The 15,106-nt window shown below is 48.6% G+C and carries 13 protein-coding genes and 1 pseudogene; 1 reads left to right on the top strand and 13 read right to left on the bottom strand.

What is annotated here, in order from left to right:
• Positions 1-284: 284 nt before the first annotated feature.
• The 8 genes from ACH32G_RS05365 to ACH32G_RS05330 form a co-directional block, all read right to left on the bottom strand.
• Positions 285-1,448: a hypothetical protein gene (locus tag ACH32G_RS05365; RefSeq protein WP_448814067.1), complete on the bottom strand. Its 1,164-nt coding sequence runs from the start codon at positions 1,446-1,448 to the stop codon at positions 285-287.
• A 10-nt stretch (positions 1,449-1,458) separates the two neighbouring features.
• Complete coding sequence (locus ACH32G_RS05360) at positions 1,459-2,208, bottom strand: hypothetical protein (protein WP_448814066.1); 750 nt, start codon at positions 2,206-2,208, stop codon at positions 1,459-1,461.
• 529 nt (positions 2,209-2,737) lie between these two features.
• Positions 2,738-3,211, bottom strand: a complete 474-nt coding sequence (locus ACH32G_RS05355; RefSeq protein ID WP_045925605.1) for a GNAT family N-acetyltransferase — start codon at positions 3,209-3,211, stop codon at positions 2,738-2,740.
• Between the two features lie 46 nt (positions 3,212-3,257).
• The gene (locus tag ACH32G_RS05350; protein ID WP_007407881.1) at positions 3,258-3,392 is read right to left on the bottom strand and encodes a hypothetical protein; all 135 of its coding nucleotides are present in this window, start codon (positions 3,390-3,392) and stop codon (positions 3,258-3,260) included.
• A complete protein-coding gene (locus ACH32G_RS05345) occupies positions 3,379-4,494 on the bottom strand; it encodes a response regulator aspartate phosphatase (protein WP_448814065.1) in 1,116 nt (371 codons plus the stop codon). Before ACH32G_RS05345 ends, ACH32G_RS05350 begins: the two co-directional genes overlap by 14 nt.
• 130 nt (positions 4,495-4,624) lie before the next feature.
• Positions 4,625-5,515, bottom strand: coding sequence for an arginase (rocF, locus tag ACH32G_RS05340; RefSeq protein WP_016937381.1), 891 nt, complete (start codon positions 5,513-5,515; stop codon positions 4,625-4,627).
• A gap of 73 nt (positions 5,516-5,588) precedes the next feature.
• Positions 5,589-6,989 carry an amino acid permease gene (locus tag ACH32G_RS05335; RefSeq protein WP_016937380.1) on the bottom strand — a complete coding sequence of 467 codons (1,401 nt, stop codon included), beginning with the start codon at positions 6,987-6,989 and terminating at the stop codon, positions 5,589-5,591.
• A gap of 223 nt (positions 6,990-7,212) precedes the next feature.
• Positions 7,213-8,418 (bottom strand): ornithine--oxo-acid transaminase, encoded by a 1,206-nt coding sequence (locus tag ACH32G_RS05330; RefSeq protein ID WP_047477367.1) that lies wholly within the window; start codon positions 8,416-8,418, stop codon positions 7,213-7,215.
• 208 nt (positions 8,419-8,626) lie between these two features.
• Between ACH32G_RS05330 and ACH32G_RS05325 the strand changes: the two genes are divergently transcribed.
• Complete coding sequence (locus tag ACH32G_RS05325) at positions 8,627-10,042, top strand: sigma-54 interaction domain-containing protein (RefSeq protein WP_448814064.1); 1,416 nt, start codon at positions 8,627-8,629, stop codon at positions 10,040-10,042.
• A 92-nt stretch (positions 10,043-10,134) separates the two neighbouring features.
• Here ACH32G_RS05325 and ACH32G_RS05320 read toward each other — a convergent pair.
• The 5 genes and pseudogenes from ACH32G_RS05320 to ACH32G_RS05300 form a co-directional block, all read right to left on the bottom strand.
• Positions 10,135-10,773 (bottom strand): annotated as a pseudogene (locus ACH32G_RS05320) (MFS transporter); the annotation flags it as partial.
• A 185-nt stretch (positions 10,774-10,958) separates the two neighbouring features.
• A complete protein-coding gene (locus tag ACH32G_RS05315) occupies positions 10,959-12,383 on the bottom strand; it encodes a sensor histidine kinase (RefSeq protein ID WP_448814063.1) in 1,425 nt (474 codons plus the stop codon).
• On the bottom strand, positions 12,380-12,580 hold the full coding sequence (locus ACH32G_RS05310) for a hypothetical protein (protein ID WP_448814062.1): 201 nt from the start codon (positions 12,578-12,580) through the stop codon (positions 12,380-12,382). Before ACH32G_RS05310 ends, ACH32G_RS05315 begins: the two co-directional genes overlap by 4 nt.
• Before the next feature lie 443 nt (positions 12,581-13,023).
• Entirely contained in the window at positions 13,024-14,220 is a 1,197-nt protein-coding gene (locus ACH32G_RS05305) for a S1C family serine protease (protein WP_064779213.1), read from the bottom strand.
• Positions 14,221-14,306: 86 nt separating this feature from the next.
• A complete protein-coding gene (locus tag ACH32G_RS05300; RefSeq protein WP_016937374.1) occupies positions 14,307-15,101 on the bottom strand; it encodes an MBL fold metallo-hydrolase in 795 nt (264 codons plus the stop codon).
• Positions 15,102-15,106 lie beyond the last annotated feature (5 nt).

Below are 15,106 nucleotides of genomic sequence, written 5' to 3'. Positions count from 1 at the left end.
ACGATTCAAATTCCTCTATTTCTATGTTCGGTCGGCTTTCTTCTTGCTATATAGCCTGATTATGAGGGTCACTATGATATATACAATCATAATCAATGTTCCGTTGCTCACATCAGGGTATCCAATCAACATATTCATTATGACAAAAACAATGGTTATACAAATGACGGACAGCAATAAGAAGAGACTGAATGATTTCAAATGAACACCTTCTTTCTTGCAGTAACGTTTCATTATAAAAAGCTTACCAAAAGCGGCAAGCTCTTCCCAAATGTTCATACTCTTCAAAACCCGCCCATTACCTGAACATCATACAGCTTGAGATGGCTTTTCGGTGTCACGATGTCTTTCAGGCTGGGGATGGTGCGGTCGTTCAGTTTTTTGCCCGTTTTCAGGTCGAAGGATTCGATTTTGGCGGGCTTTTTGTAGCTGTACGTGAACAGATACAGCTTTCCGTTTTGATGCGTCAGGTCTTTGAAGTCGGCTTTCATTCGTGATGCGGGGAGGGTGAAGGCCTTTTTGCTTTTTCCGGTCTCAGGGTTGATGCGGTAGACAGTTCCGAAGCCGTCAACGAAATAGAAGCTGCGCCGCTCCATGAAAAAGCTTTTTTTGAAGCTGAACGGCATGGAGTCATAGATAGTCTGTTCGTCATTTCTATAGGTGGCGATGTCATATGTTTTGATCGCGCCGCTCTTTCTCATAACTTTCACCATTTGATAGATGTGTTCTGCTTTTTCCCCTCTGGTGACAAAGCAGACGGCGCCGTCGTCCGCGGCGAGCTGGGATTCGACTGACGTGCCTTCTTTATACGTCCATGTCGCAATTGATTTTGTATGGAGCTTTTCTTTATCGGCCTGAATGTCTTGTATGTGATAGCCTTTTTCGTCATCTGTCGGCGTGAGCGCGAAAAGATGATCTTTAAAAAAGCCTGAAGCGCGGATATAGTGCGGGATGACGTCTTGCTTCCACCTGCCGTCAATCTGGCGGTACAGCTCTGAGCGATAGCTGCCGCCGCTCTTGCCATAGCCCGAATTATACAGCGTGTAAAAGCCTTTCGTCCGCTCGATATACCCGGCGCTGTCTCCCGTATGCTGATACGTTCTTTTATATGTGTGAAGACCATTTTGAACGGTGTAGATTCCTTTTTTGTCCTCCAGCAGCACGCTGCCGTCATGCACTTTGGCCGATCCGAGCTCAAGCCCCTTCATTTGATAAGAAGAGAGCCGCCCCTTTTTATCGGCGAAGAGGGCATAGCTTTTTCCGCCGCCGAATGTGTCTTGATCAGCCGCAGTGGAGAAATACAGCAGCGCTTCTTTATCTTTCAGAAAATCAGGATCATTTAATATTGCCCTATCAACCTCCGCAGGCTCTTCCGTGCGGAAATAGAAGAAGCATAAGACCGCTGCGGCAAGGATGAACACTAAGGGTATCCAGATAATTTTTTTCACGTTGTTCCCCTTAGTGAATGGTCAGAATCGTGGTCGTGTAAGACGAGCTTGTGATGTCGCGCGGATATACGCCTAAGCCGCCGTTAGAGTCGATATCAATCCCGGCTTTTAAAAGGAATGCCGACCACAGCAGTTTTGAGCAGTTTTTGGCGCCTTCATGGCCCGTATTTCTGTTATTGACGAAGTTGAAGGAGTATTCATCACCCACTCTCGATACGGCCCAGTCAGCGGCGGCTTGTTTTTGGGCATCAGTGACTTTCACGGTCTGGACGATTGAATTGTCTTCGACTTCTCTTCCGTTATAAGCGATCTGGCGGACGCCGTCCCCCGGCACGGATTCGACAATTTTATCAGCGGATGAATACATGCCGACATGCCCGTGGTTGTAAAAAGCCGTGTATGAGTTCGTGTAATAAATATTGCCTTTTGTGCTTTTCGGAAGTTTTTTTGTGCCTGATGATCCGCCCATTGCAGAAAGCCCGTCTTTGGAAGCGATTACATTTCCTTGCACCTTGTCTGCCGTGATTTCTTGATGAAACTGCTTGAGGATCGCTTCTGTTGAAACGTGCTTCTGCTGGGCAAGCTCTTTGGCGGATCGGAGAACGTCTTGCGGGGTTGTGCCCTGCTGAAGCTCTGCGATTTCTTTTGCGTAGCGGGCTGCTTCTGTTTCTTTCGCTTTCACATTCGTACCGGAGAACGACAGAACCATGGTGAACGACAGGGCAAACGGGAGAACGGCTTTGAACAGCTTTTTACACATATTACTTCGCCTCTTTTCTTAAAGTATAATTTTTCCACATTTGCATTATATGACGGAATTGCGATAAAAAAATATAAAATTTACAGATTTTTAAAAATTTTATAACAATAGTAAAAGATATGCATAATCGTCTTATCAAATACATAACAATCGGGTCGTTGCGGTTTCCTCATTGAGGTTAGGGTGCATGGGCATGCAGGAAGGACTACGGCAGCCAGAGTGAGTCATGCCGTTCATCTCGGGGTGATCAATGTGGATAGGATCGAATAAAGAGCTTGTCGGAAAAGCACCTTTATGATCTGCATAGGTTGGTTGATCCGCGGGTGACGATTGAAGAGACCGTCGGCGCCATGAAGGAGGACGGCTGATCAGAGGTGTCCCCCTGCCGTGAGCTCGGTAAAGGCTGATCAGCTTGATGCCGATGAAACACCGCGATTTCATTTAGCTGCCAATACGGAGCCCGTCCAAAAACTTACCGCCATTGCCCGGGAAATGAATAACAAAAGAGGCCCATCGTGCGGGCCTCTTTTCATGACAGCTTTTTGCTCATAATCACATCGGTCTCCAGGAATCCCGTCTTCTCATACAGCTTCCGCGCCGTTTCGTTATGAGCGAATACATGGAGAGAAATCTTGCGGACACCCAGATCTTTGGCTTTGTCCTCCAGCCTTGCGAGTGCCTCTTTTGCATAGCCTTTGCCGCGGAAGGGCGGATGAAGGCCGAAATCATAAATAAATGCGTCGTGCTGCGGGTGATCCGGATCGGCGTGCAGCCACAGCCAGCCTGCATTTTCCTTACCGTCCAATGTCAGCGTCCATAAATAGTGATCGACCGTTTCCAGGCCGTCAGGAAGCAGGTCTTCAAACGCCAGCTCCGCTAATTCCGGCGCTTCATCAGGCAGCCACGTTCCCGCTTTTACCTTATCTTCAGCGTAATGCTTTGTTGAATGAGCGAGATAGGATTGAAATTCTTGTCCTGTCATCGGCTGCAGCGTGATAGCCATTGAATCACTCCTTACAAAACACAGACTGAAAGCGGTTCATGAAGTATTATCCGAAGGCTCCGTTTTCTGCCGGTTTTATGATTTGTTCGGCTTGTGCCGTTGAACCAGTTTGCGCAAATAATCCAATCGAAATGAGACTTGCCAAAGCTGCTGAGAGTACAATGAATTTACATGTTTTCATTACGAATCCCCTCCGTCAATCTCAAAATTTGGTCATTGGCATCAATTGATTCCTGAAAATACTTCGCCGCCAGTTTGTAATTCTCCTGTTTTTTAAAATGCGCTGCGGCTTGATACGATAAATCGGAAACGTCACTCCACAGCTCTTTCCTTCTTAACTCGGCGAAAGCTGATTCAAGCGTTTCTTCACTGTGGTCAATAAATACATGCTGTAAGATGCGCAGCTTTTGGGTATATACGGGCTCGTTTTTGTCTTCTGCGGCATTCAGCGCTTTATGCAGCCAAAACCGGCCCTCATCCGTCTGTTCCTGCTTCAATAATACTCTGGCCAGCATGTACAGACTCCGCACCGAATACGCTGATCGCAAATGCTCCTTTTGATCGAGAGCCATTTCAAATTCGACTCGCGCCTCCTCCAATTTCTCCTGTCTTTCATAGCAAATGCCTGCGTTAAAGTGGGCGAGCGCTTCAATGTGCGGATCGCCCGCTTTGGCGGCTTGATGGACTGCCGTCTGCAGAAGCTCTTCAGCTTTCTGGTAGTGAAACAGGTCCATTCTGTTACAGCCGATCACCATTAAACACTGTGCTTCTCTGACCGCGTACATTTCGTTCGCTTTGTAGATCTCTAACGCTTTTTCCGCATGGTTCATCGCAAAGTAGTTTTGGCGGATTTCATAATAGGCAATCGCCACTTGATAATTAAATTCGGCTCTTTCAATCTCATTCGGTATGTGCCGGAGCCTGCTTTCAGCAATCCGGTAAAAATTAATGGCGTTCATGAACCGTTTTTGGTAAAACTCGTGCATTCCGGAAAAAAAGTAATAATAGTATTGAATCATCTGGTCTGTTTTTTCTTTATCGGCGTTCAGCTGGATCGTTTTTAAAATGCCGTCTGTTTTCTCATACTCTTCCATCAAAAGCTTATAGCGGGAATCAATTAAATTAAAATAAAGGAGCACCGTTTGATTTTGTGTCATATTTTGCAGATCTGTAAGCAGTTGTTCTCTTAACGCCTCAGCCGATTCGGTGTTGTGCTTTTTGATTTCTTCATACCAGTCACTGATTTTTTTCGCAACAGTTTCGTGGGCCATCACCTCAGCCATCTGTCAGGACACCTCCCTTTCCCATTTTGTGTAATAAATATATCATATTTACAGGGTCAAAAAGAGGGTGACAGCCTGCTAGTTTCCTCGTGGCAACAAAAAAACCTCCGCAGGTGCGGAGGCGCATATTTTATAATAGTTTTTTTCCCAACAAAGATTCCACCAGCTCAACCGCTGTTTTGCCGGTTTTGTTTTTGTGATCGAGGATCGGGTTGACTTCGACAAATTCAGCTGAGGTGATAATGTCGGCATCATGCAGCATTTCCATTGCCAAATGGCTTTCACGGTAGCTGATGCCGCCGACGACAGGCGTCCCTACGCCGGGCGCGTCGCTCGGATCGAGGCCGTCGAGATCAAGGCTGAGGTGAACGCCGTCACAGTCTGACAGGTAGTCAATGGTTTCTTCAATGACCTTCGTCATGCCGAGGCGGTCAATCTCATGCATCGTATAAACCTTCATGCCTGTTTCCTTAATGTATTCACGCTCGCCTTCATCAAGCGATCTCGCGCCGATGATGACGACGTTTTCCGGCTTGATTTTCGGGGCATAGCCGCCCAGATTCACCAATGTGTCGTGCCCGACGCCGAGGCTGACGGCCAGCGGCATTCCGTGAATATTGCCTGACGGCGATGTTTCCAGCGTGTTTAAATCGCCGTGCGCATCGTACCAGATGACGCCGAGCTGTTTATAGTGCTTGGCCGTTCCTGTCAGCGTTCCGATCGCGATGCTGTGATCGCCGCCCAAGACGAGTGGGAACCGCTCATTCTCAATGACGCTGTCCACCTTGTGGGCGAGCTGCTCGTTCCCCGAAAGCACAGAGTTCAGATTTTTCAGCTCTTCATCATTTTTGAGTTTTTCACGATTGACGGGGATGTCGCCTAAGTCTTCCACCGCATACCCCATGTCAGATAACCGTTCAATGAGATGCGCGTAGCGGATGGCGCTCGGGCCCATGTCCACTCCGCGTCGTGCTTGTCCTAAATCCATCGGCATTCCAATAACTGAGATATTCTTGTTCATCCGTTTTTCCACCTCAACATGTTGTATGTTGTCCTGTGCGGGTTTCTCAAAGATGACTTGGACACGAAAAGATTTAAAGCTCTATCTGTTTTTCTGACTGTTTATGCTTTTTTACATACAGATGATAGACGATAACGCACACCGCCATGAACGGGATGCCGCAATAAAGGGCGAGCCGCTGTTCTGAATCAAATGCGAGACTGATCAGAACGACCGTATTTAATGTCAGCCCGACAATAGGCAGCACCGGGTACAGCGGTGTTTTAAACTTAAGGTCTTTCACTTTGCCGCCTTCGCGGATGTATTTCCGTCTGAACATCAGCTGCGACAGAGAAATCGTAATCCAGCCGACCTGCGCGCTTAGTCCGGCTAATGATAAAAGAAACATATAAACGGTTTCCGGCGCTGCCACTTTAGACAGCAGCGACAGGCAGGCGACGGCCAGCGTCACGATCAGCGCGTTCATCGGCACGCCGCGTTTATTTGTTTTGCCGAGCGCTTTAAAAGCTTGTCCTTCGTTCGCCATGGCATATAGGATACGCGTCGATGCAAACAGGCCTGAGTTGGCCACTGACAGCAGCGCAATTAAGATAACAAAGTTCATGATATCGGCGGCATACGGGATTCCGATTTGTTCAAACACCACGACAAACGGGCTTTCGACCACTCCCGCCTGCTTCCACGGAATCATGCCGGCAATGACGATGATAGAGAGAACGAAGAAGACAAGCGTTCTCCATACCGTCTGCCGGATAGAGCGCGGAATCGTTTTCTCGGGGTCTTCACTTTCTCCCGCGGCAACCCCGATCAGCTCCGTTCCCTGGAACGCGAAGTTTACGGTAATCATCGTAACAAGCATCGCCTTCATGCCGTTCGGAAACAATCCATCCTCATAAAAATGAGAGAAGAAAGGTGCCTGCTCGCCGTGTTTCAGATCGATCAGGCCGAACATGGCGGCGCCTCCCAAAATAATAAACAGCAGAATGACTAAAATTTTAATGCCGGAAAACCAAAATTCCGACTCAGCGAACGCTTTTGTGGTAATGGCGTTCAAAAGAAACATCAGCCCGACAAACACGAGGCACCACACCCATACGGGAACATGCGGAAACCAGCGGAGCATCAATTGTCCCGCAGATAAAAACTCAATGGCGCATGTCACCGCCCAGCCGAGCCAGTACAGCCAGCCGAATGCGAAACCGAAAGCGGGGCTGATAAATTTGGTGGCGTACGTCTGAAACGACCCTGATACGGGAAGGGCAACCGCAAGCTCGCCTAAGCAGAGCATTGTCAAAAACATAATAAAACCGCCGACCAGATAAGACAGAACCGCGCCCAGCGGTCCCGCCTGGTTGATTGTATATCCGGTACTCAGGAAAAACCCGGTGCCGATTACTCCGCCCAGTGAAATCATAAACAAATGGCGCGATTTCATTGTGCGCTGAAGCTGATTCTCTTTTTGATTTGTATTCACTATTCTGCACCCCTTCAGCAACTTGTATTGGAACCAAGCCGGTGCTTTGAAACCGATTTGCTGTCCAAAGAGCCTCTATTTGTATATGAAAGTTATATGAAATTCATTTTCGTACATAAAGATACATTATACTAAAATACTGTCGCCGCGCAAATAGAGTGTGCTGAATTTTTTATTTGTTAATTCCATACAAGCTGAGGGAAAGCGTTTCCATATCAAGTTTCTACGCGTTTTGAAGCACATTTGTGATCTTTTGGACCGCCCAGTCCAAGTCTTCCTTGGAAATCATTAACGGCGGTGCAAAACGGATCACGGTATCATGTGTTTCTTTGCATAAAAGCCCTTCGCCTTTCAGCTTTTCACAGTACGGGCGGGCCGCTTCAGTCAGTTCCACGCCGATAAACAGGCCGCGTCCGCGCACGTCTTTTATGATCGGGTTATCGATTTTCTCAAGCTCTTCTTTAAAATACCGGCCAAGCTGAAGGGAACGCTCTGCCAGCCCTTCTTCCTCAAGGACTTCAAGAGATGCGAGCGATACCGCGCAAGCGAGCGGGTTTCCGCCGAATGTCGAGCCGTGGGAACCCGGATTAAACACGCCGAGAATATCACGGTTCGCCGCGATGCACGAAATCGGGAAGACGCCGCCGCCGAGCGCTTTGCCCAAGATAAACATATCCGGTACGATATTTTCCCAGTCAACCGCGAATGTTTTCCCTGTCCGGCCGAGTCCCGTCTGAATTTCATCAGCAATCAGGAGCACATTTTCTTCCTTACAAATAGCGGCCGCTTCTTGTAAAAATCCTTCAGGCGGAATGACGATGCCCGCTTCTCCCTGAATCGGTTCGAATAAGAAAGCGGCTGTGTTCGGCGTAATCGCCCGGCGCAGCGCTTCCGCGTCTCCGTATGGAATTAATTTTATACCCGGAAGCATAGGCCCGAAACCGCGTTTATACTCATCTTCTGAAGAAAGGGATACCGCAAGCATCGTTCTGCCGTGGAAGTTGCCGATACACGCAATGATTTCCGCCTGATTATCTTCTACTCCTTTGACCTCATATGCCCAGCGTCTCGCCGCTTTGACAGCGGATTCAACAGCTTCCGCCCCCGTATTCATCGGCAGAATCATATCTTTTCCCGTCAGCTTGGCTGTTTTCTCATAAAACGGGCCGAGCTGATCGTTATGGAACGCGCGTGACGTCAAAGTGATTTTATCCGCCTGATCCTTCAGCGCCTGAATAATCTTCGGATGTCTGTGTCCCTGGTTCACGGCAGAATAAGCACTGAGCATATCCATATATTGATTGCCTTCAGGGTCTTTTACCCAAACACCCTGCGCTTCAGAAATAACGATCGGAAGAGGATGGTAGTTGTTCGCACCGTAGTGTGAAGTTTGGCTGATAATCTCTTGAGATTTTGTGAAAGCTGACATAATCTGATTCCCCCTTGTTTTGTATATCATTCAACATAAGATCTTGCTTTCCCTTTTTATAAAGCAAGTTCCGTGCCAATCCGAAAAAACGGGATATTTCGCCAGCATTCTTTCTCTTCCTGCAAAATTTTCCGGCAGTTTGCGTGCAAACTTCAGGCAAGCGCAAAATTTTTTTGCGTTTCCTGATCAATTTATTTTAAAATAATGAATGTTACGACGATTGGGAGGGGGAATTGACCTGCACACAACCAGTGAATTTTTCACACTCGTGTTACAAAGCATTCTGGAAGAGATTGATGTCGGGCTGCATGTGGTGGACGAAAAGGGCAGCACCGTCATTTACAATAAGAAAATGATGCAGATTGAAGATATGGATGAACGGGACGTCCTGCATAAAAACCTGACTGATGTATTTATGTTTTCCAGTCAGCAGGACAGCACACTCGTCCAGGCCCTTCAGGAAGGCAAAACGATTAAAAATGTAAAGCAAAGCTATTTCAATAACAAAGGCCAGGAAATCACGACGATCAACCACACCTTTCCGATTGTGCAAAACGGCGAGATCAAAGGCGCCGTGGAGATCGCCAAAGACGTCACTAAGCTCGAACGGCTGATCAGGGAGAATATGCACAGAAAAGAACAGAACAGCTACACGTTTGACAGCATTCTCGGCAGCAGCCCGGTTATCCGGGAAGTCATCGAAAACGCGAAACGGGCAACCCGCACGTCATCGTCCGTGCTTTTGGCCGGTGAGACGGGAACGGGCAAGGAACTGTTCGCCCAAAGCATTCACAACGGCAGCCAGCGCTCAGGCGCCCCGTTCATATCACAAAACTGCGCCGCCCTGCCGGACAGTCTGGTCGAAAGCATTTTATTCGGCACGAAAAAAGGCGCCTTTACCGGAGCCATCGACCAGCCGGGCTTATTTGAGCAGGCGCAGGGAGGCACCCTTCTCCTTGATGAGATCAATTCTCTCAATCTCAGCCTGCAGGCAAAGCTGCTCCGCGCCCTTCAGGAAAAGAAAATCAGGCGCATCGGATCAGCGCAGGACAAACCGATTGACGTCCGCATCATCGCCACGATGAATGAAGACCCGATCACCGCCATTTCAGAAGAGCGGCTTCGCAAAGATTTATACTACCGATTAAGCGTTGTCACGCTGATCATTCCGCCGCTCCGGGAGCGCAAAGAGGACATTCTGCCTCTGGCCGAAGTCTTTATCCAGAAAAACAATCACCTGTTTCAAATGCATGTCGATTCGATCAGTGACGACGTGCAGCAATTCTTCCTGGAATATGACTGGCCGGGCAACATTCGCGAGCTTGAACATATGATTGAAGGCGCCATGAACTTTATGACGGACGAAACGACGATTACGGCGGCCCACCTTCCTTATCAATACCGCATGAAAATCAAACCGGCTGACACGGACGCCAAAGCCGCCGCAAGCACCCAGCCCGGCACTGATTTAAAAGATAAAATGGAGAACTTCGAAAAATATATGATCGAAAAGACCCTGAGAAAACACGGCAATAACATATCCAAAACGGCAAACGAGCTCGGAATCAGCAGACAAAGCCTGCAATACCGCCTGAAAAAATTCGGTCTGGACAGGATGAAATGAATCCAACTGAAAAAAGGCTGAGATGCTCCTCAGCCTTTCGTCAGGTTATGTCTGATTGGTGAGCCGCTCCCCGGTAAACCAAAAGTTTTCCCTCACTGCCAATGTATGTTCCGTATTCTCGACTGGATGGCGACGCTCGCTTTCAGTTTGTAAAAGCTACGCATCATAAACAGCGACAATAAGATGGATAACACCCCGATTGCGGTCAGCAGCAAGGCTGAATCAAAATAGTCGTTAAGAATCGGATAAACGGAAAGGCAATGAACATGAAGAGCGATGTCAGCAAACTGATAATCGACAGCAGCGCGGCTCTCGTTCTTGACGGAATCTCATTGTTCACCACCTGACTGAAGACGGGTTCTATCACGTCATAGAGCGCGTTAATGACGACAAAAGCGGCTATCGTCACGTACAGGCTGCCCAAAGGTATAAACAGATAGGCTGCCCCGATGATGCAGAATGTCAGCAGAAGCACGCGCCTCGGCGTGAATTTTTCCGCCGGCTTTGAAGAAAAGATGGAGCACAGCGCCTGTAAGATGGACAGTCCCGCAAAAATAACGGATATGTGACGCACGGACAGCCCTTCCGAGATAAAAAACCGATGTAATCGCAAAGAAAACAGAGAGGGACAGCACCAGATATTTAAAGGCTTTGTTCAGCCTGAAGAAGTCCTTGACTTCCTTTAGGATGTCACCGACCGTCTGCGTTTTGTGTTCACTGTTTTCAAATCTTAAATCATTGAAATGGCTGTCGCGGGGGACAGATACGTCCGCTCCAGCCCGCGTTCGGATAATAATCGGCATACACGATTCGGATCGGTTCTTCCTGCGGCTTCCGTCCGTTTTTCCTATTCTAAATAGTCCGGGTGAATTTTATTAATCTTCTTGTATGAGCGGGATCTTTTTGATCAACAGGCTTACCCCGGCAGCCGGATTACGAACACGGAGCCTTTTCCCTGCTCGCTTTTCACTTCAATTGTTCCGTTATGGCTGTCGATAATGGTTTTTGTAATGGCAAGACCCAGCCCGGCGCCGCCGTATTTACGGGATAGGGAGGTTTGTGCCCTGTAAAACCGATCAAACAAATGAGGCACATGCTCCGGGGCGACGCCCGCTCCGTTGTCCGCCATCATGAGCATGATTCCGCCGTCTTTCTGCAGGGAGACGGTGATGACGCCCGTTTCTTTATCCGTATGCTGTACCGCATTGTAAAAAAGATTGAGAATGACCTGCTTCATTTTGTCTTTGTCAAAAACGGCTTCAATCTTTTGATCGACAAAAAACTCGAGCTTCCGGTTTCCCGCCAGCAGCCTCAGCTGAGCCTCCATTTCCAAAATCACGTCTCCCAGCGCGCCTTTTTTCATTTCAAAGCTCGGGTCCCGGTCCATCTTCGCTAGAAACAGAAGGTCCTCTATCAGCTTATTCGCTCTGGCGGATTCCGCGTACAGGTTTTGAAGCGCTTTTTCTTTCTGCTCCGGCTTCTCCGCCGCTCCGCGCATTAAAATTTCGATAAAGCCGTGAATGGAGGTAAGCGGTGCTCTCAGCTCATGTGACGCGTCTGATACAAACTGCCGGATGCGCTCCTTCGCTTCTTTTTCCGCCTGAAACGCGGTTTCAATCCGTCCCAGCATCTGATTGATGGATATGCCCAGCGACTCCATTTCTGCCTGCCTTTTATCAATCGGCAGCCGTTTATCGAGACTGGCGGCATTAATGTCATCGATCATACGCCCAATGCGCGATAATGGCTTGAGTGTGAGCCGGATCATCGGTAAGAAAACAAACAGTCCGATGACCAGAGCCGCAAAAGAAAGCACCGCAAAAATGCCGATTTGGCGGAAAAGCGAATCATTCAGAGGCTGTGTCAGCGTGCTCATTTGCACAACTCCCGCCGGTCTTCCGCCAACGGAAATCGCCTGAAACACGGTGATGATTTCCTTACCCGCTTTATTGTGAGCCACCTGATAGTGAAGCGCCATGGGGTCTGTCAGCGCATCCCGATACACGTTTTTCGGAAAAGATGGGGCGGCTCCCGCTTGCGGGTCTTCTGATAAAACAGACATCTTGTATGATGGATTGATAAAAGCAACCGTCAGCCCGGGGGAAATCAAATTCGGGTGAGCCGGTGTTTCGGAACGGGCAAGGGTTTTGATTGACCTCCATACACTTTGATCCATTGAATGGATATAGCTCTGGATGCTGGCCGCCTGATTTTCATACATCGTCCGTGCCATAAACATGTACTGAGTGCCTCCGATGAAGCATAACAGCAGGGCCAAAATCGCCAGTGACCTGAACAGGAGCTGGAATCGCAGGGTTCTGAACAGCTTTCTCCGCTTCATCCCAGGTCCGCCCTGCATTCGGCGCCCCGCACCTTGTGCTCTTTGTCCTTCAGCTTTTCGCGTAAAGAGCGGATATGTGCCTCGATGGTATTGTCTTCCCCGAGAACCGTTCCGTGGCGAAGCCCCATCGTTATCAAATCAATGAGTACAGACCCGCCGTCTGCACTCAGCGGCCGGATGCCTTTCAACTTATTCATGATGCAGTCTCTCCTTAGATGTATCAGCTTGTGTTTATTTTTTTCGCTTCTTCTTCTATTATTCGCTTTTATCTGAAACAAAACGGAATCTTAGCTGAATTGGTTAAAGTCAACGCCCAAAACGGTGCAGTCTGCACATAACAATAATTTCACCTGCCGCTTCGATTTTGCAGCATCAGTCTGTTTCTGCCTATTGTGTTGCGGCCCGCCTTCAGTAAAAAACGGCATAAAAAAAGCGCCCTGAAAAAGGACGTTTGATATGACATGTTTCATTTTCTTAAATTCTGCATTCTAAAATAATTCTTCCTTCGCATTCACCCTCGATTTCATTCAATACGATGATCACATCAGCCGTTTTCATGTGTTTCACCTCCCCGCTTCACAATAGTATAATATTAACAAATAAATCAATAAAAAATAGCCCGGATATCCGGGCTGCTTTTTTATTTCTGTAATCGATCCGCTTCTGTCAGTTTGACTTCCGCTGTTTTTTTCTTTCCTGAACGGTAGAACGTGATGTTCACACGGTCGCCGATCTTTTTGCGATACAGACGTTCACGAAGATCCACAATGTCGTTGACCTTATGACCGTCAAAACCGGTGATCACGTCAAGCTTTTTCAGCCCTGCTTTGCCGGCCGGTGAAAACGCGTCGACACCCATAATGACCGCCCCGGTTTTAACACCTTTCGGAAGTTTCAGCGTCTGGCTCCAATGGTAGCTCGCAATATCCGTTAAAGATTTCATCTCGATACCGAGGAAAGGCCGTCTGACTTCTCCGTATTTTTCTAAATCCTGAATAACGGGAATGACAAGCTTTGAAGGGATGGACAGGCCGATTCCTTCAACGGCGGATTCGGCGATCTTCATTGAGTTGATGCCGACCACCTTACCCGATATATCCATCAAAGCGCCGCCGCTGTTGCCGGGATTAATCGCGGCGTCGGTCTGCAGCACTTCCGCATTCCAGTCCGGCTGTCCGTCTCCGTTTGAGTCAACGGGCACCGCTCTTTCCTTGCCGGAAATGATTCCCTGTGTCACTGATCCCGCAAATTCAAGCCCGAGCGGATTTCCAATCGCCACGACCGGTTCTCCGACTTTGACTTGATCGGAATTGCCGAACTGGGCGGCCGATTTGATTTTATCAGACTTCACCTTCAGCACGGCCAGATCCATCAGACGGTCGCTCCCGATCAGTTCGGCAGGCACGCGCGAGTCATCTTTCAGACTGATCTCAATCTCAGTCGCACCTTCAATGACATGGTGATTGGTTACGATATAAGAAGTGTTTCCGTTCTTTTTGTAAATGACACCGGACCCGCTTCCCGCTTCGCCGCCCTCTCCCCAAATATCGGTCTTTTGGATATTGAGAACGCCGACTACCGAATCAGATACACGGCTGACCATATTCGTGACAGCGTCGTTGACATTTACGTTGACTGTTTTCACTTGTTCGCTGCCGATGCGCTGATTGGCGCCTCTGCTGCTTTCACCATGGTCTCCGCCTGTCCAGTACGGCAGCAGTAAAGCCATGAGCGCGGCCCCGACGATGACGCCGATCAGACTAGAAAGGAAGTATCCTCTCTTACTGCGGCGGGGCTGTTCGGGGGCGTACTGTTCATCATCGCGATTATAATCCACCCTATCTCAAATCCTTTCAAGAGAACTCAATTTGCTTATAGTGTGGGTTATATCGCGGATTAATAATCATGATTCATTTGGAAAAATTACACGGCGCACAGCGGCGTCGGGATTTTCGGATCGGTATCAAATAATTGAAACGTTTCCCCCGCGACAAATCCTTTCGCAGCCAATGTCTGCTGCACGGACATTCTCGCCAGTTCCTTCATATTGTTGTCTTGGCTCAGATGCGCCAAATAAATGCGTGATGTGCCGTCGCCGATGACATCGGTCATGGCGAGCGCCGCGTCTTCATTTGAGACGTGGCCGACATCGCTTAAAATCCGCCGCTTAATGCTCCAAGGGTATCTGCCCATTTGCAGCATGCCGACGTCATGGTTGCTTTCAAACACAAATACATTGGCCGAACGGATAATGCCTTTCATTCTGTCGCTCACATATCCGGTGTCCGTCATCAGCGCAAGCTTTCTGCCTTGGTAATGGAAAACATAAAACATCGGCTCGGCCGCGTCATGAGAGACGCCGAATGATTCAACATCAAGCCCGCCGAAAGATTTCACGCTTTCCATCGGGAACAAAAACTTTTGTCCGGTATCCAGCTTGCCGATCTGATTCTCCATCGCTTTCCACGTCTTTTCATTGGCGTAGACGGGAAGACCGTACTTTCTCGCAATGACGCCGAGCCCTTTAATATGGTCGCTGTGCTCATGAGTGACAAAGATGCCGTCCACGTCGTCTATCTTGCGGCCGATTCTCTCCATCAGCCCGTCCATCGCTTTACCGCTCAGGCCGGCATCCACCAGAAAAGAGTGCTCCTCTGTCTCCAGATAAAACGCGTTTCCGGTACTCCCGCTCGCAAGAACGCTAAATTGCAAGCTCATTTGTT

This window comes from Bacillus sp. CIS52 (assembly GCF_053545315.1).
This window is presented reverse-complemented; position numbering and strand designations above follow the sequence as displayed.